This window comes from Pseudobutyrivibrio sp. JW11 (genome assembly GCF_900115355.1).
GTDB lineage: Bacteria > Bacillota > Clostridia > Lachnospirales > Lachnospiraceae > Pseudobutyrivibrio > Pseudobutyrivibrio ruminis.
The window spans coordinates 421,047-438,239 of record NZ_FOWB01000001.1; the positions used below are offsets into that span (position 1 = coordinate 421,047).

Annotated in this window: 15 protein-coding genes; 11 read left to right on the forward strand and 4 right to left on the reverse strand. The window is 40.5% G+C overall.

Annotation, left to right across the window (positions count from 1 at the left end; genetic code table 11):
- Positions 1 to 2 precede the first annotated feature (2 nt).
- The 3 genes from BM102_RS01805 to BM102_RS01815 are packed head-to-tail and all read left to right on the forward strand — an operon-like array spanning position 3 to position 2,482.
- Positions 3 to 803, forward strand: a complete 801-nt coding sequence (locus BM102_RS01805; protein ID WP_090478349.1) for an MBL fold metallo-hydrolase — start codon at positions 3 to 5, stop codon at positions 801 to 803.
- 30 nt (positions 804 to 833) lie between these two features.
- Positions 834 to 1,109: an ACT domain-containing protein gene (locus tag BM102_RS01810; protein WP_033151571.1), complete on the forward strand. Its 276-nt coding sequence runs from the start codon at positions 834 to 836 to the stop codon at positions 1,107 to 1,109.
- An 8-nt stretch (positions 1,110 to 1,117) separates the two neighbouring features.
- Positions 1,118 to 2,482, forward strand: a complete 1,365-nt coding sequence (locus BM102_RS01815; protein ID WP_090478352.1) for a PFL family protein — start codon at positions 1,118 to 1,120, stop codon at positions 2,480 to 2,482.
- Between the two features lie 46 nt (positions 2,483 to 2,528).
- Here the strand turns inward: BM102_RS01815 and BM102_RS01820 are convergent, their stop codons facing one another.
- From BM102_RS01820 to BM102_RS01835, 4 genes are all read right to left on the reverse strand, one after another.
- Positions 2,529 to 3,503 (reverse strand): glycoside hydrolase family 43 protein, encoded by a 975-nt coding sequence (locus BM102_RS01820; RefSeq protein ID WP_090478354.1) that lies wholly within the window; start codon positions 3,501 to 3,503, stop codon positions 2,529 to 2,531.
- A gap of 10 nt (positions 3,504 to 3,513) precedes the next feature.
- Positions 3,514 to 4,341 (reverse strand): carbohydrate ABC transporter permease, encoded by an 828-nt coding sequence (locus BM102_RS01825; RefSeq protein ID WP_033151568.1) that lies wholly within the window; start codon positions 4,339 to 4,341, stop codon positions 3,514 to 3,516.
- A gap of 15 nt (positions 4,342 to 4,356) precedes the next feature.
- Positions 4,357 to 5,241, reverse strand: coding sequence for a carbohydrate ABC transporter permease (locus BM102_RS01830; protein WP_090478357.1), 885 nt, complete (start codon positions 5,239 to 5,241; stop codon positions 4,357 to 4,359).
- Between the two features lie 105 nt (positions 5,242 to 5,346).
- Positions 5,347 to 6,630 (reverse strand): ABC transporter substrate-binding protein, encoded by a 1,284-nt coding sequence (locus BM102_RS01835; protein ID WP_044935955.1) that lies wholly within the window; start codon positions 6,628 to 6,630, stop codon positions 5,347 to 5,349.
- A 327-nt stretch (positions 6,631 to 6,957) separates the two neighbouring features.
- Here BM102_RS01835 and BM102_RS01840 point away from each other — a divergent pair, with 327 nt between their 5' ends.
- From BM102_RS01840 to BM102_RS01875, 8 genes are all read left to right on the forward strand, one after another.
- Positions 6,958 to 7,860 carry an AraC family transcriptional regulator gene (locus BM102_RS01840; RefSeq protein WP_090478360.1) on the forward strand — a complete coding sequence of 301 codons (903 nt, stop codon included), beginning with the start codon at positions 6,958 to 6,960 and terminating at the stop codon, positions 7,858 to 7,860.
- A gap of 135 nt (positions 7,861 to 7,995) precedes the next feature.
- Positions 7,996 to 9,495, forward strand: coding sequence for an L-arabinose isomerase (araA, locus tag BM102_RS01845; RefSeq protein ID WP_090478363.1), 1,500 nt, complete (start codon positions 7,996 to 7,998; stop codon positions 9,493 to 9,495).
- A 119-nt stretch (positions 9,496 to 9,614) separates the two neighbouring features.
- Positions 9,615 to 10,271 carry a fructose-6-phosphate aldolase gene (gene fsa / locus BM102_RS01850; RefSeq protein WP_090478366.1) on the forward strand — a complete coding sequence of 219 codons (657 nt, stop codon included), beginning with the start codon at positions 9,615 to 9,617 and terminating at the stop codon, positions 10,269 to 10,271.
- Between the two features lie 129 nt (positions 10,272 to 10,400).
- Entirely contained in the window at positions 10,401 to 11,996 is a 1,596-nt protein-coding gene (locus BM102_RS01855; protein ID WP_090478368.1) for a xylulokinase, read from the forward strand.
- A gap of 151 nt (positions 11,997 to 12,147) precedes the next feature.
- Entirely contained in the window at positions 12,148 to 12,843 is a 696-nt protein-coding gene (locus BM102_RS01860) for an L-ribulose-5-phosphate 4-epimerase (RefSeq protein WP_090478372.1), read from the forward strand.
- Between the two features lie 149 nt (positions 12,844 to 12,992).
- Positions 12,993 to 13,322, forward strand: a complete 330-nt coding sequence (locus BM102_RS01865) for a metal-sensing transcriptional repressor (RefSeq protein ID WP_177175699.1) — start codon at positions 12,993 to 12,995, stop codon at positions 13,320 to 13,322.
- Positions 13,323 to 13,334: 12 nt separating this feature from the next.
- A complete protein-coding gene (locus tag BM102_RS01870) occupies positions 13,335 to 15,899 on the forward strand; it encodes a heavy metal translocating P-type ATPase (RefSeq protein WP_090478375.1) in 2,565 nt (854 codons plus the stop codon).
- A gap of 423 nt (positions 15,900 to 16,322) precedes the next feature.
- The gene (locus tag BM102_RS01875; RefSeq protein ID WP_090478378.1) at positions 16,323 to 16,763 is read left to right on the forward strand and encodes an Hsp20/alpha crystallin family protein; all 441 of its coding nucleotides are present in this window, start codon (positions 16,323 to 16,325) and stop codon (positions 16,761 to 16,763) included.
- Positions 16,764 to 17,193: the final 430 nt, after the last annotated feature.

Here is a 17,193-nt window from a genome sequence, read left to right on the forward strand (position 1 = left end):
TAATGGATTTTTTTAGTATTGCAAGTGGTAGCAGCGGTAATTGCATTTGCGTGGGTGACAGCAGCACCCACGTAATGATTGACGCTGGTATTTCTGGAAAACGCATAGAAGCAGGTATGAATCAGTACGATTACACCACAGCAGATATGGCTGGTCTTCTTGTGACTCACGAACATTCAGACCATGTTTCTGGTCTCGGTGTTGTTTCTCGTAAATATCACATTCCAATTTATGCTACAGCTGGTACCATCAGAGCAATACGTTCTATGAAGAGCCTTGGGGCTATCGATGACACTCTTTTCCATGTTATCAAGCCCGATGAGGACTTCGTCTTAGGTAGTCTTAAAATTCACCCATTCCACATCAGCCATGACGCGGCTGATCCAGTTGCATATCGTATAGAAAATGATAAATCTAAGGTTGCAGTCTGCACTGACTTAGGGTATTATGACAACAATATTGTGGAGAATCTCACAGGTTTGGACGCTATGCTTTTAGAGGCAAACCACGATATCCACATGCTAGAAGTTGGGTCATATCCATATCATTTAAAACAAAGAATTCTTGGAAATTATGGTCATCTGTCAAATGAAACCAGTGGTAAGCTTTTAAGCAAGGTTTTAAATGACAACGTTAAACACGTATTTTTAGGGCATTTAAGCCATGAAAATAATTATCCAGATTTAGCTTACGAGACTGTCCGACTCGAAGTTACCATGGATGAAACCACTCCATACAAGGGGAATGATTTCAATATCACAGTTGCAAGTCGCAGCGAAGTTTCCCAATTGGTGGTTATATAACTAGTAGATAATGGACTATAGGAGGAAAAGATGGAGAATAAGGTTATTATTACTGTAGTTGGCAAAGATACAGTAGGTATTATTGCACGTATTTGTACTTATCTGGCAGAGAGCGGTGTTAATGTGTTGGATATTACTCAAACTATAGTTCAAGGCTTCTTCAATATGATGATGATTGTAGATATCAATTCAAGCTCACGTGCTTTTGACGATATTCAGTGTGATTTGGAAAAGCTTGGAGATGAAATTGGAGTTCAGATTAAAGCTCAGAAGGAAGACATCTTCAACGCAATGCACAGATTATAGGAGGGAATATGGTTAATCTACAGGAAGTACTTGAGACAAACAAAATGGTTGAGGAACAGACCCTTGACGTTCGTACTATTACTATTGGTATCAGTATCTTAGAATGCATAGATTCAGATATAGATAAGCTTAATGAAAAGGTTTACAACCGCATCACTACAGTTGCAAAGGACTTAGATAAAGTCGCAAAGGAAATTGAAAGTGATTACGGTATTCCTATTGTTAATAGACGTATTTCTGTTACACCAATGGCTTTAATTGGCGGTTCAGCTTGCAAGAAACCAGAGGACTTTGTTACTTTGGCTCACACAATGGACAAGGCAGCTGCAGCAGTTGGTGCAAATCTTATTGGTGGTTACTCAGCTCTTGTTTCAAAGGGAATGACAACAGCTGATGAATTACTTATTCGTTCAATTCCACAGGCTCTTTGCGAAACAGAAAGAGTTTGTAGCTCAGTTAATTTAGCTTCCACAAAAACTGGTATTAATATGGATGCTGTCAGACTTATGGGAGATATTCTTCTTCAGGTGGCTGACCGTTCAAAGGACAGAGATTCAGTTGATTGTATGAAGCTTGTGGTATTCTGCAACGCTCCTGATGACAACCCATTTATGGCAGGTGCTTTCCACGGCGTAACAGAAGCAGATGCTATTATCAACGTAGGTGTTTCTGGCCCAGGCGTTGTAAAGAAGGCTCTTGAGCAGGTTAGAGGTGAAAGCTTCGAGATTCTCTGCGAGACAATCAAAAAGACTGCATTCAAGGTTACACGTGTAGGTCAGCTGGTAGCACAAGAAGCAAGCAAGCGTCTTAACATTCCATTTGGTATTATCGATTTGTCACTTGCTCCAACACCAGCTATCGGTGATTCCGTTGCTGATATTCTTTGCGAAATTGGTCTTGAGTATGCAGGCGCTCCTGGTACAACAGCAGCTCTTGCTATGCTTAATGATCAGGTTAAGAAGGGCGGCGTAATGGCAAGCTCATACGTAGGAGGCCTTTCCGGTGCCTTTATTCCTGTTTCAGAGGATCAGGGTATGATTAACTCAGTAGAGGCAGGTGCAATCACTCTAGAGAAGCTTGAGGCCATGACATGCGTATGTTCTGTAGGTCTTGATATGATTGCAATCCCTGGTGATACTCCAGCTACAACAATCTCAGGTATGATTGCTGATGAAATGGCTCTTGGTATGGTAAATCAAAAGACAACAGCAGCTCGTCTTATTCCTGTAATCGGAAAGGGCGTAGGCGATACAGTAGAGTTTGGTGGTCTCTTTGGATATGCTCCAATCATGCCAGTTAACAAATTCTCATGTGCTGATTTTGTAAATCGTAAGGGAAGAATCCCAGCACCTATTCATTCATTTAAAAACTAAAAGAAGATACAAAAAACTCCTAGCGTTATTGCTAGGAGTTTTTTGATTAATTATATTGAGGAGTTATTGTCTGGATAGTGCCGTCTGCATTGTAGGTAAGTTCGCAGTATTTTACGCAACGGCGATGGTTGATTCCTTTTGAATACTCACAATCATGATAGAAGAGATACCATTTATCATGATACTCAACAATTGAGTGGTGAGTTGTCCAACCGATAACAGGCTCAAGAATTTTGCCTGCATATTTAAATGGACCAAGTGGATTATCTCCGATGGCGTATGCAATGGTATGTGTTGTGCCTGTAGAGTAAGAGAAGTAGTATTTACCATTGTATTTGTGCATCCAAGGGCCTTCAAAGTATCTACGGTTTTCATCTCCGGCTAAAAGAGGCTTGCCGTTTTCATCAAGGATTACAACATCAGCAGGAGTAGAAGCGAAGCCTTCCATATCATCGGTCATAACAGCAACCTTTGGACATACAGCTGGTTCATTTTTCTCAGGCTCTGTTCCGTTCGGATTAAAGCTGCCTTCTCTGTATTTTTCAAGCTGGCCGCCCCAAAGACCGCCAAAGTAGATGTAAACCTTTCCATCGTCATCCATGAAAGAACATGGATCGATGCTAAAACTTCCTGGAATTGGCTCTTTTCTTGGAGTAAATGGGCCTTCTGGATTCTTGCTTTCTGCAATTCCAAGTTTAAATATTCCATCCATATCCCTTGCTGGGAAAACTAAATAGTAAGTATCGTTTTTGTAAACTACATCAGGTGCCCAAAGCTGTTCCTTAACCCAAGGAATCTGATCTTGATGTAGAACTTCGCCGTGATCTATAACCTCATCGCTTTTGTCATCCATTGATAGGATATGATAATCACGCATCTGGTATTCATCACCATTGTCGTTGTCTTCACCATCATGAGGAATATCATGGGATGGATAAATATAAATTCTGTCGTTGAAAACATGTGCAGATGGATCTGCTGTAAAAATGTGTGTCACTAGGGGTGTGTTTTGTTTTTTCATTTTGTCTCCTTTAGCCCTTAACTGCACCAGCGGTCAATCCGTCAACAATTTGGTTAGAGAATGCACAGTACACAATTATTGTAGGAACGATAGCGATAATGATTGCAGCAAACATCTGGGAATAATTAGTATTATATGGTCCTACGAATTTAGAAAGTGAAACTGGCAGGGTTTTCTTCAAATCATCTGATATAAATACCATAGCTAAAAGAAGTTCATTCCAGTTTGCAATGAAAGTCATAAGACCTGTTACAAATAAGCCAGTCTTTCCAAGTGGAAGACAAACCTTAAAGAAAATCTGGTAAATAGTAGCGCCATCGATACAAGCACTTTCAATAAGTTCATTTGGCATACCTTCGAAGAAGCCAACCATGATGAAGATAGTAACTGGAAGTGCAAATGTAAGGTATGGCAATATCAAACCGGTTAGGCTGTTTGTAAGATGAACCTTTGCAAAACGAGTGAACAAAGGAATCATTACACAGTGAACAGGAATCATCATTCCAAGAAGAAAATATGTAAGTGAAAGCTTTGCAAATTTCCAGCGAAGTCTAGCGATTCCAAAAGCAGCCATTGAACCGATAATCATGCTTAATGCCAGTGTGATTACACAGACAATGAAAGAGTTTAATGTGGCAATGCCAAGTTTTCCAGCTGTCCAGGCAAATGTAAAGTTTTCAAAGGTAGGAGCCTGTGGCAAAGCAAATGGTGCTGTAAATATTTCTGCATTTGTTTTAAAAGATACGTTAAATACCCAAAGTAGTGGTGCAAGATAAAGCACAGCCATGAGTACTAAAAATATATAAATTATAATTTTAGGAATTGATATTTTTTTCATTACTAAACCCTCCTATTACATTTCGTACTGCTCGGTTTTTACAACTTTATTAATGAAAGCTGTTACAAGCAGACACAGGATTAGTAAGAGTACACCGATGGCACTTGCATAACCGTATTTAAAGTATTTGAAGCCTTGCTGATAAAGATGTGTTGCAAGAACTTCAGTTTTGTGGTTTGGTCCGCCTTCAGTCATGTTGAAGATCAAATCAAAGAACTTTAATGAACCAATAGCATTAAGTGACATTGCGGTTGCAACCATAGGTCTGATGAGGGGGAGTGTGATGTAACGAAAACTTTTGACCTTGTTGCATCCGTCAATGTAACTAGCCTCGTAAAGAGACTTACTAATGCCTGATATCTGGGCCATGTAAAGCATCATAGACTGACCAACATATTGCCAAAGGGCTACGAAAGCGATTACCCACATAGGAAGGATTATGAATCCGTTTATATCCATGAGCCACAGAGGGCCTTCGATACCAAGCTTTGCAAGTAATTGGTTGATACCAAGCTTAGGACTGAAGATGAACATCCACAAAAGTCCTAATGCTGCAGAAGAAAGAACGCATGGCAAGTAAATAATGTTTTTAAATACGTTTCTTCCTTTGTCTATATTTGTGAGAAGGGCTGCAAGAAACAGACCCATAATAAGCTGTGTTACACATGAGAAGATAAGAAAGAACAATGAGTTCTTTAATGCAATTGCTAAAGTCTTATCTTGTAAAAGGTTTTTATAGTTCTCAAGTCCTATGAATTTAGGAGGAGTGAGTGCATTGTAGTCACAGAATGAATAATAGATTGACTGACAAATAGGTATAAATAGAACAAATGTAAAAAGTATAAATGCTGGCGCCATAAAGATGAATATGGCTTTTTTATTTCTTAATAGTTTATCCATAACAATATCCTTATTAATTAGTTAGTCTGAATTGGTTTCTTTTTTAAAATTGGGGCACATTAAAGTGCCCCAAAAAGAATGAGATTATGAAGAAGAAGTTAGTTTTTATCTACAGTTTGCCTCGTAATATTCTTCCATGTCTGTAGCTGCCTCAGCAGGGGTTATTTCGCCAAGGAATACAGAAACCATTGTGTCATCGAAGTGAGAACCTGTCTCAGTTGTAGGCATTGACTCGTTGTAGAAACCGAATGTTCCCTTTGCGTTCTGGAATACATCCATAACGTATGCAAGCTGTGCAGGAGCCTTAGATGCATCGTACTCAACGTTTGTTACAGGAATCTTTCCACCAACTTCTGCTGTGTACTTCTGAGCTGTGTCATCTGTGAAGTACTTCATAAGAGCAGCACAAGCTTCTGGATGCTCTGTTGTTGAGCTCATAGCAAGTGAATCAGACTTAGCAATTAATCTATCGCAACCTGGGAACTGGAATACACCACACTTAGACTCGAAGTCTGGGTTTGAACCATTGATCTGTGCGATTGCCCATGAACCCTGGATAAGGATAGCAGCTTCTTCATTGTAGAAGTTTGCTGTAGCTACATCATTTGTATCACCAGCAGCTGTTGGCTGGAAGTACTTAGAAAGTTCAACAAGCTTTGTTGCAGCTGACTCGAGCTTTCCATCTTCCCAAGAAGCACTACCGTCTGCAAGAGCTGCAAGGTCAACGCCTTCCTCTTCGCAAAGGTAACCAGCTACCATTGAAAGGCACCATGCTGTACCAGCTGAGATTGAGATTGGTGTGTAACCTGCTGACTGAAGCTTGTCACATGCTGCAAGCATTTCATCCCAGTTTGTAGGAACTTCTACACCAGCTTCTTCGAACATCTCTGTGTTGTAGAAGCAGCAAGCTGCAGCTGTGTTAAGAGGTACTGCGTAAATCTTTCCATCATATGTCTGCTGTGTAAATACTGCGTCGCTTGTGAATGTATCTTTCCAACCATCCTGTGCAAGATAATCATCAAGTGGAGCAGCAACGCCTGGCTCTACATAATCTGTAAGGTTTGGACCAGGGCTGACAATGAATACATCAGGTGTATCGCCTGCAGCTACAAGAGCATTTAACTTTGCGTAGTACTCTTCAAGGTTTGTTGTAACTACATTTACGTGATACTGACCTTCGTAGTCGGCGTTGAATCTGTCGATAACATCTTTGTAACCGAGAGAGATAAGATCCTCAGTTGCATTTAAGTCATCCCAGAACATCCAAGTGATTTCCTCTACTCCATCAGCAGATGTTGATGAGCTAGAGCTTCCTGACTGGCCACAACCTGCAAATAAAGAAGCGACCATCATTGTTGATAAGATTGCTGATAATAATTTTTTTCTCATACCTTTCTCCTTTTTTCTTAGATAGCAGTTTGTTATAAAAACCCCAAATAAACTGCTTCGTTGTTGTTAACCTAAATGTAGCACACAGATTATTCACATTCTTATAAATTGTTGTTTCTTGATTATCAAATCTTGCCATAGTGGTACGGCGCTCTATCGGTGATTTGTATATGATTTCCGAAAGGCTATAACGCAAAATATGCATTATGCACAAAATGAGAGAAATATAAATTGAATTTGATAAAAAATGTCTTGATTTTTTTGATAATTAGAGCAAAAATTGAAAACAAGATTTATTGCTAATTGTTGCTATAGGGGGAATTTACAATGATCGAGACATTAGATGGCATATTTGAAACCGTCCATTATAAGCAAAGCACCACGCTTAAGCTTTATGACAATAGAGAATATGAGGATTATCCAAAGCATTGGCATCCTGCTATTGAAATAATAATGCCAGTGGAAAATGGATATACAATGCAGTTTTCAAATTCAGAAGTGTATTTAAGGGAGAAGGATATCTGCATTATATGTCCTGGATGTGTTCATGCTATAAAAGCACCTGAAACCGGTCGTAGAATCATCTTTCAACCAAATACTACATATCTGAGATTCCTTAGAGAATTCGAGGTTTTAATCTCGTTTATGTCACCATATGCAATCATCACGCCAGAGGAATATCCAAACATTCATGAGCAGCTTGTAAAGATGCTGATAGAAATAAAAGAGGAGTATATGGCAGGCACATCTTTTTCAGAACTTAGTATATATAGTAAGATTTTGGAAATGTTTAAGCTTATCGGACAAAACTATTCAAGCAAGACTACCAAAACAAACGACTATAGTATTTCTTCGAAGGAAGATTATGCAAGTAAATTTGTGGAAATCTGCGATTATATAGATGCACACTGCTCAGAAGATTTGAAGTTGGATGATGTGGCAGACATGAGTGGCTTTAGTAAATTCTATTTTGAAAGACTGTTCAAACAGTTTACGGGTACCAGCTTCTATAAATACGTAAATCAAAAGCGTATTGCTAAGGCGTCAGAGCTTTTGATTGAACCGGGAAATTCTGTTACTGATGTAGCACTTAACTGCGGATTCATGTCTATTTCTTCTTTTATTAGAATGTTTAAGCTCCAAAAGGGATGCACTCCTACAGAGTTTAAAAGTATGTATTGGAGCTTGGAAATAGAAAGAAATGGAGAAAAGGCAGAACTTGTACAGTGATTTCACAACTTGTACACTCTCTCTAAAGGGCTAAAATATAATATTTTAAATCGAAGAAATACAACTTGTGCCAACCTCTGGACAAGTTGTATTTTATTTATATATGGTAAACGTTTTAGGAGGAGGGTAAATCTTATGAAAACACAGCTTAACTACAAGTTTTGGTTCTGCACAGGTTCTCAGGATTTATATGGAGACGAGTGCTTAGAGCACGTTGCAGCACACTCAAAGGAGATTGTTGAGACTTTAAACAAGTCGGGACGTCTTCCTTTCGAGGTAGTTTGGAAACCAACAATGATTACAAACGAGGTAATCAGACGTACATTTAATGAGGCAAACAATGATCCAACATGTGCAGGTGTCATCACATGGATGCACACATTCTCACCTGCAAAGTCATGGATTCTTGGACATCAGGAATACAGAAAGCCACTTTGCCATCTTCACACACAGTACAATCGTGAGATTCCATACGCAACAATGGATATGGATTTCATGAATGAGAATCAGGCTGCTCATGGTGATAGAGAGTATGCTCATATTCTTTCAAGAATGGGTATCGAGAGAAAGACAATTGTTGGCTATTGGCAGGATGCTGAGGTTCAGGACAAGCTTGCTTCTTGGATGCGTACAGCAGTTGGTGTTGTTGAATCTAGCCACATTCGTGTAATGAGAGTAGCTGACAACATGAGGAATGTTGCTGTAACAGAAGGTGATAAGGTAGAAGCTCAGCTTAAGTTCGGATGGGAAGTTGATGCTTACCCTGTAAATGAAATTGCTGAGGCAGTTGCAGCTGTTTCTCAGTCTGATACAAATGCTCTTGTCGATGAGTATTACAGCAAATATGATATCTGCCTTGAAGGTAGAGACCCAGAGGAATTCAAAAAGCATGTTGCAGTTCAGGCTCAGATTGAACTTGGCTTTGAAAGATTCCTTGAGGAGAAGAACTATCAGGCCATCGTTACACACTTTGGTGATCTTGGTTCTCTCAAACAGCTTCCAGGTCTTGCAATCCAGAGACTTATGGAAAAGGGATATGGCTTTGGCGCAGAAGGTGACTGGAAGGTTGCTGCAATGGTTCGTCTTATGAAGATTATGACAACAGGTATGAAGGATGCTAAGGGAACTTCAATGCTTGAGGATTACACATACAACCTTGTAAAGGGCAAGGAAGGAATTATCCAGGCTCACATGTTGGAGGTTTGCCCAACACTTGCTGATGGTCCTATTCAGATTAAGGTTCAGCCTCTTTCAATGGGTGATAGAGAGGATCCAGCTCGTCTTGTATTCCAGTCAAAGGAAGGCAAGGGTATTGCTACATCTCTTATTGATCTTGGTGATAGATTCCGTCTTATCATTCAAGATGTTGATTGCAAGAAGGTTGAAAAGCCACTTCCAAAGCTTCCAACAGCTATCAACTTCTGGACACCACAACCAGATTTCTACACAGGTACAGAGGCTTGGTTACTTGCAGGCGGTGCACACCATACAGCATTCTCTTATGATTTGACAGCAGAGCAGATGGGCGACTGGGCTGCAGCAATGGGAATCGAAGCTGTTTACATTGATAAGGATACAAAAATTCGTGATTTCAAGCGTGATCTTGCACTTGGAAATCTTGTATACGGTAAATAAATTGCCATTAGAAAGTCATAAATTTGATTGAAGGCAAAGGTTAAAAGCATTAAACTTTTAGTAGTTAAAAACTAGAAGAAATTGGCAAAATTGCCAGCACAGAAAGAAGGAGAAATAAAATGAAGTTATTTGTTGACACTGGAAAAATTGAGGACATTAAGAAGGCTAACGATCTTGGAGTAATCTGTGGAGTTACAACAAACCCATCATTGATTGCTAAGGAAGGTGGACGTAGCCAGGAAGAAATCCTTAAGGAAATCGCATCTATCGTAGACGGACCTATCTCAGGTGAGGTTAAGGCAACAACTGTTGATGCAGAAGGTATGATTAAAGAGGGCCGTGAGATTGCAGCAATGCATCCAAACATGGTAGTAAAGATTCCTATGACTGCAGAAGGACTTAAGGCTGTAAAGGTTCTTTCAGCTGAGGGCATCAAGACAAACGTTACATTAATCTTTTCTGCAAACCAGGCAATTCTTGCAGCTAATGCAGGTGCTTCTTATGTATCTCCATTCCTTGGAAGATTGGATGATATCAACATGCCAGGTATCGACCTTATCCGCGACATCGCAGAAATCTTTGATATCTATGGATATGATACAGAAATCATCGCTGCATCAGTTCGTAACCCAATCCACGTTACAGACTGCGCTCTTGCAGGTGCTGACATTGCAACAGTACCATACAAGGTAATCGAGCAGATGATTAATCATCCACTTACAACTGCTGGTATTGAAAAATTCCAGAAGGACTACGTAGCGGTCTTTGGAGAGTAATTTTTTCATAAAGTATAAATAGCTGGTAGGCATCAAGCTCTACTATTTCTCAAGCGAGGTATGTCACCGAGCGGAGAAATCAGTAGGCTTGTAGCCGTAACCAGCGAGATATATTGGGGGAATTTACACATGAATATTAATGAGATAATTGCTGAGGGCAAGAAGACAGCCTTGGGTATTGAGTTTGGCTCGACAAGAATCAAAGCTGTTCTCGTTGATGAGGAGAATAAGGTTTTGGCTCAGGGGGATCATGAATGGGAGAACCATTTAGATAATGGAATTTGGACATATCCTCTTGATGAAGTGTGGGCTGGACTTCAGGATTGCTATGCAAAGCTTAAAAAAGACGTAAATGATAAATACGATGTTAAGCTTACAAAGATTGGTGCCATTGGATTTTCAGCTATGATGCATGGTTATCTTGCATTCGATAAGAATGATAATCTTTTGGTTCCATTTAGAACATGGAGAAATACTATTACAGGTCAGGCTGCAGCAGAGCTTAGCAAAGAGCTCAACTTCAACATGCCTCAGCGCTGGAGTATTTCACATTATTATCAGTGCATCCTTAACAAGGAGCCACATGTAAAAGATGTTGCATACTTCATGACACTTGCTTGCTATGTTCATTTCAAGATGACTGGCAGGAAGGTTGCAGGTGTTGGTGAAGCATCTGGTATGTTCCCTATCGATTCAAAAACATGCCAGTATGACACAGCAATGCTTGAAAAGTTCAACAAGCTTGCAGCTGCTCATGGTGTAACAACAAAGGTAGAAGATTTAATGCCAGCTGTTCTTGTGGCAGGTGATGATGCAGGAACACTTACAGAGGAAGGTGCAAAGCTTCTTGATCCTACAGGAGAGCTTGAGCCAGGCTGCCCACTTGCTCCACCAGAAGGTGATGCAGGTACAGGTATGGTTGCAACAAACGCAGTTTCAGCAGGTACAGGAAACGTTTCTGCTGGTACATCAGTATTCTCGATGGTAGTTTTGGACAAGCCATTATCAAAGCCTTACGAGGAAATCGATATGGTTACAACTCCTACCGGCGAGGCAGTTGCAATGGTTCACTGCAACAACTGTACATCTGATTTAAATGCGTGGGTTGGAATATTCAAAGAGTTCGCAGATGCGTTTGGAATGGATGTTTCAATGAACGATATTTACGGCACACTTTATCGCAAGGCACTTACAGAAGATGCAAATTGCGGTGGTGTTGTTTCTTTCAACTACTTTGGTGGCGAGCCTGTAGTTAATGTAAACGAAGGTCGTCCAATGGTAGTTAGACAACCAGATGCCAAGTTTAGTCTTGCAAACTTCATGCGCTCAAACCTTTACGGTGCACTTGGAGTATTAAAGATTGGTAATGATATTCTTCTTAAGGAAGAGCATGTGAAGGTTAAGTCTATCACAGGCCATGGCGGATTCTTCAAGACAAAGGGTGTTGGTCAGTCTGTTCTTGCAGCAGCGCTCAACGCACCTATCACTGTAATGGCTACAGCAGGCGAAGGTGGTGCCTGGGGTATGGCTGTTCTTGCTAATTATCTTCTTCGTGAGGACAAGAGCAAGAAGTTACAGGATTATCTTGATGAAAAGGTATTTGCAGGTCAGGAATCTACAACAATGGAGCCAGATGCTGATATGGTAAAGGGCTACGATGAGTGGATGGTTGACTACCGCAAGGCACTTAAGGCTGAGGCATGCGCCGTAACCGAATGGCGCTAACACAACGTAGGCTGAGTAGCCTACTAGACAATTAAATTACTTAGATGAGTTCGTAGGTGAATAGCTCTTGTTAATGCTTTAGCGAGACGTGCTGTCGAGCGGAGCATAACAAGGCTTGTCACCGTAACGAACGGACTAGGGGTATAGAAATATGTTAGAAGAATTAAAGAAGCAGGTTTATGAGGCTAATATGGAGTTGCCAAAGCGTGGTCTTGTTACATACACTTGGGGCAATGTTTCAGGAATTGATAGAGAGTCTGGAATATTTGCAATTAAGCCATCAGGTGTAGAATATGATGAGCTTAAACCTGAGGATATGGTACTTGTAAACCTTAATGGCGAGGTAGTAGAAGGCAAATATAAGCCTAGTTCAGATACTGCTACACATGTTGAGCTTTACAAAAAGTATGAAAACATCGGTGGTGTAGTTCATACACATTCTACATACGCAGTAGCTTGGGCACAGGCAGGAAGAGATATTCCTTTGTATGGAACAACTCACGCAGATTATTTCTGTGGACCTATCCCATGCACTAGAAATCTCACTCCAGAAGAAATTGATGAAGCATACGAAGTAAACACTGGAAAGGTAATCATCGAGACATTCGAGGAGCGAGGCGTTAACACAAAGTACGTGCCAGGCGTTATCTGCAAGAACCACGGCCCATTCACATGGGGCAAGGATGCAGACCAGGCAGTATATAATGCAGTAGTGCTCGAAGAAGTAGCAAAGATGGCACTCTTCACAGAGCAGGTTAACCCAAAGGTTGAGCCAGCTCCAGATTGCATCAGAGATAAACACTTCTATCGTAAGCACGGAGCAAACGCTTACTACGGACAGAACTAAATAAAAATAGTGTTGGGACCACATTGCCAGTAGGTGATGTGGTCCTTTTTCATTGTATAAAATTTAATTGTTGACAAATACCCTATGGGGGTATATTATCGTCTTAACGAGGAAGATACCCCTCGGGGGTATATAAAGGAGTACTAATCATGGGAAATAAGGACGAATTAATAGAGGAAACTTGCGAATGCTGTTGCTCTGGCAAGCACAAAAGTCGCGAGGATAAAGAATTTAAGGATTTGATGAATCGTCTCAAAAGAATTGAGGGGCAGGTTCGCGGAGTGGAAAGCATGCTTGAGAAGGATGCGTATTGTACAGATATTCTCATGCAAGTTTCTGCCATCACATCTGCTTTGAATAGCTTCAATAAGGTGTTGCTTGCAAATCATGTAAAGACATGCGTTGCAGACAATATTCGCAATGGCGACGAAGAGGTGGTAGACGAGCTTGTAACGGTTCTACAAAAACTAATGAAATAAGGATGGTGTTATATGGAACAATATAATGTGACAGGCATGAGCTGCGCAGCATGTCAGGCTAGGGTGGAAAAAGCTGTATCCGCAGTTCCTGGTGTGGACAGTTGTGCAGTGAGCCTTCTAACGAATTCAATGGGAGTTGAGGGAAATGCAGATTCTGCTGAAATCATAAAGGCTATCGAGAATGCAGGCTATGGTGCCAGCTTAAAGGTAGATGGTTCTGCAGGAGCAAGTGCTTCAGTGCCAAATTATGATAATGAGCTTGCTGATACAGAGACGCCAAAGATTAGAAATAGATTAATCGCTTCAGTGATACTACTGATTCCTCTCATGTATGTGTCGATGGGGCACATGCTTTTGGATTGGCCTCTGCCAGGTTTTCTGGATGGAAATCATATCGCTATAGGATTGTATGAAATGCTTCTTACAATCGCGATTATGATTATCAATCAAAAGTTTTTTGTCAGCGGATTTAGAGGGCTCATGCATGGTGCACCTAATATGGACACTCTTGTGGCCCTTGGCGCAACAGCATCCTTTGGATACAGTGTATTTGCTTTATTTGCAATGACATCAGCTATGGTTGATGGTGATATGGACAAAGTCATGGAATATATGATGGAGTTCTATTTTGAATCAGCGGCTATGATTCTTACACTGATTACAGTTGGCAAGTTACTGGAATCTATTTCAAAGGGAAGAACCACCAATGCCCTAAAGGATTTAATGAAGCTTGCTGCCAAGACAGCAGTTGTATTAAAGGATGGAGTAGAGACAGAAGTCCCTATCGAACAGGTCAAAATAGGAGACAGATTTGTTGTAAAGCCTGGTGACAATATCCCGGTGGATGGAATCGTTGTAGATGGAAGTAGTGCAGTTAATGAATCTGCCCTTACAGGTGAAAGTATTCCTGTTGATAAGACAGTAGGTGATTCGGTTTCGGCTGCCACAAGCAACGAAAGTGGCTACATGGTATGCGAAGCCACTAGAGTTGGTAAAGATACAACACTTTCTCAGATTATCCAGATGGTTAGTGATGCAGCAGCTACAAAGGCGCCAATTGCTAAAATCGCAGATAGGGTATCAGGCGTATTTGTTCCAACAGTTATCGTAATTGCGATAATCACATTTATTATGTGGATGCTTGTTGGACAGCCTGTGGGCTATGCTCTTGCTAGAGCAATTTCTGTCCTTGTAATCAGTTGCCCATGTGCCCTTGGTCTAGCTACACCTGTTGCCATCATGGTAGGCAATGGCATGGGTGCCAAGAATGGCATTATGTTCAAGACAGCTGTATCTCTTGAAGAAACAGGAAAGGCTCAGATTGTCGCCCTTGATAAAACAGGTACAATCACAAAAGGTGAACCAAAGGTGGTTGGTATCTTTGAAGCCGATGATGTGGATGATGTGGATCTTCTTCGAGTTGCCTTCGCAGTAGAGAATAAATCAGAGCATCCGCTGGCTAAAGCTATTGTAGAAAATGGCCTGGAAAATGGTATGGAGCCAGCTGAGGTTACAGACTTTAAGGTTCTATCTGGAAATGGAATCACAGCTATTTTGGATGGAGAGGAAGTCTACGGAGGAAACCTTGACCTTATAAAACAGCATGCGACTGTTAGTAAAGAAATAATTGAACTTGCAGATAGACTGGCAGAAAAGGGCGAGACACCATTATTCTTTGCAAAGAATGGCAAGTATTTAGGAATTATTTCTGTTGCAGATGTTATTAAGGAAGATTCTGTAGAAGCAATAGAACATTTGAAAAACTTGGGCATCCACGTGGTAATGCTTACTGGTGACAATGAAAAGACTGCATCAGCCATAGCAACGGAGGCAGGTGTGGATGAAGTTGTAGCAGGAGTTAAGCCAGAGGGCAAAGAGGAAGTAATCCGAGCATTGCAGCAGTATGGTAAGGTTGCCATGGTAGGCGATGGAATCAATGATGCGCCAGCACTTACCTGCGCAGATATGGGAATTGCTATTGGTGCAGGTACAGATGTTGCTATTGATGCAGCAGATGTAGTTCTTATGAAAAGTAGACTTTCAGATGTTGCAGCAGCAATCAGACTTAGCCGAGCTACTTTGAGAAACATTCATGAGAATCTATTCTGGGCATTCTTTTACAATGTTATTGGAATACCACTTGCAGCAGGCGCATATATACACGCATTCGGCTGGACTTTGAATCCAATGTTTGGTGCAGCGGCCATGAGCTTATCAAGCTTCTGCGTTGTAACAAATGCATTGCGATTGAATCTATTCAAGATGCATGAGCATGGCAAGGATAAAGCAATCAAGAAATCTCTTGGTCATGAAAAATTATTAGTAAACAGCCAGCACTTATCAGCTGGAGAAATAAAGGAGGACAAATCAACAATGGAAATTACGGTAAAAGGAATGATGTGCGCTCACTGCGAAGCACACGTAAAGGAAGCCCTTGAGAAAATCAACGGAGTAGAAGAGGCTACAGCAAATCACGAGGCAAACCTTGTTACACTTAAGACTTCAGCTGATGTCGCTGAGGCAGATCTTAAGGCTGCAGTAGAAGCTGCAGGCTATGAATTCGTAGGCATTAAATAGTAATTAAATGTAGTTGCAAATTGTATAATGCGAGACCAGACTTGCGTCTGGTCTCTTTTATGTTTCAAACTGCTAGACACATCATATCTGCCAAGTTATTTCAGTCAAGGGCAAGCCTTCGGAACTTCGCTCCCTTGACTTCATAACTTTGGACAGATAAATGTTAGTCAAGCAGGTTTGAAACTGGGACTGTGGCGAAGCCACAAGTCATCACTGGGGGACTAGTGCACTATACGTAATTTTTCTAATGTCAGACAAATTATAAACAAAATATTAAATAATTATAAATTATTAGCACTCGCACTTGACGAGTGCTAATTTTAGAGTTATAACATAATCACAAAGAGGAACAAAAGAAGTTCTTCTTTAACCACATTAACAATCAGGCTCAAAGAAGCCCGTAAATAAAAGGAGGTAAGTATTATGTTAATGCCTAGTATTTTATCAAATGATTTTATGGATGATTTCTTTGGAGTACCACGTGTCACAGGATTTGGAAGAAATTTCGATAATGACTTCTCAAGAATGATGACAACAGATGTGAAAGAAACCGAAAACGGTTATCAAGTAGATATGAATCTTCCAGGATTCTCAAAGGAAGATATTAAAGCTGAGTTGAAAGATGGATATCTTACAATCAAAGCTGAAACAAATCAGAACAACGACACTCAGGACGATGATGGCAACTACATCCGTCGCGAGCGCTACACAGGCTCTTGCAGCAGAAGCTTCTATGTAGGTGATAACATCACACAGGAAGATATTCATGCAGCATACAAAGATGGAGTTCTTACCCTAAGCGTACCTAAGAAGGAAGAAATTCCTCAGAAAGATGAAACAAAATACATAGCTATTGAAGGATAACTTGTTTAACTCAAGCTCAAATCCCTAGTGTGGCTTAACTTTTTCAAAGGCTACTACCTAAACTAGTTTATCCTAGTTTAGGTAGTAGTCTTTTTTGTGTTTTGGGACAGTTTGGTGCTAAATACTTTTGCAAGATAAAGACTAATCGACTTGGCAATAAGAATGTCGTCGAGTTACGCCACACTGCCCTTAAAAACTACTGCCTATTGCTTATTTTTCATTCTAGGCAGTAGTCCCCCAGTGCTGACCAGAGGCTTTGCCACATATGAGGTGGCCTAGTCTTGGCCGTATTAAGCATTAGAGCGTAATCAACTTGTATAAACCCCAATATTTAATTTTAGTATAATTTAATAAAGTTCTTACAACATTTTGTAGGGGTATATACAGATGACACTATATGTGCTATTATGCTGTAAAAGGGGAGATTATA

What these genes read in the sequence shown, in the direction of transcription:
- BM102_RS01805 (WP_090478349.1), top strand. Translation starts at nt 3, where the DNA reads ATGGATTTTTTTAGTATTGCAAGTGGTAGCAGCGGTAATTGCATTTGC.
- BM102_RS01810 (WP_033151571.1), top strand. Translation starts at nt 834, where the DNA reads ATGGAGAATAAGGTTATTATTACTGTAGTTGGCAAAGATACAGTAGGT.
- BM102_RS01815 (WP_090478352.1), top strand. Translation starts at nt 1,118, where the DNA reads ATGGTTAATCTACAGGAAGTACTTGAGACAAACAAAATGGTTGAGGAA.
- BM102_RS01820 (WP_090478354.1), bottom strand. Translation starts at nt 3,503, where the DNA reads ATGAAAAAACAAAACACACCCCTAGTGACACACATTTTTACAGCAGAT.
- BM102_RS01825 (WP_033151568.1), bottom strand. Translation starts at nt 4,341, where the DNA reads ATGAAAAAAATATCAATTCCTAAAATTATAATTTATATATTTTTAGTA.
- BM102_RS01830 (WP_090478357.1), bottom strand. Translation starts at nt 5,241, where the DNA reads ATGGATAAACTATTAAGAAATAAAAAAGCCATATTCATCTTTATGGCG.
- BM102_RS01835 (WP_044935955.1), bottom strand. Translation starts at nt 6,630, where the DNA reads ATGAGAAAAAAATTATTATCAGCAATCTTATCAACAATGATGGTCGCT.
- BM102_RS01840 (WP_090478360.1), top strand. Translation starts at nt 6,958, where the DNA reads ATGATCGAGACATTAGATGGCATATTTGAAACCGTCCATTATAAGCAA.
- araA (WP_090478363.1), top strand. Translation starts at nt 7,996, where the DNA reads ATGAAAACACAGCTTAACTACAAGTTTTGGTTCTGCACAGGTTCTCAG.
- fsa (WP_090478366.1), top strand. Translation starts at nt 9,615, where the DNA reads ATGAAGTTATTTGTTGACACTGGAAAAATTGAGGACATTAAGAAGGCT.
- BM102_RS01855 (WP_090478368.1), top strand. Translation starts at nt 10,401, where the DNA reads ATGAATATTAATGAGATAATTGCTGAGGGCAAGAAGACAGCCTTGGGT.
- BM102_RS01860 (WP_090478372.1), top strand. Translation starts at nt 12,148, where the DNA reads ATGTTAGAAGAATTAAAGAAGCAGGTTTATGAGGCTAATATGGAGTTG.
- BM102_RS01865 (WP_177175699.1), top strand. Translation starts at nt 12,993, where the DNA reads ATGGGAAATAAGGACGAATTAATAGAGGAAACTTGCGAATGCTGTTGC.
- BM102_RS01870 (WP_090478375.1), top strand. Translation starts at nt 13,335, where the DNA reads ATGGAACAATATAATGTGACAGGCATGAGCTGCGCAGCATGTCAGGCT.
- BM102_RS01875 (WP_090478378.1), top strand. Translation starts at nt 16,323, where the DNA reads ATGTTAATGCCTAGTATTTTATCAAATGATTTTATGGATGATTTCTTT.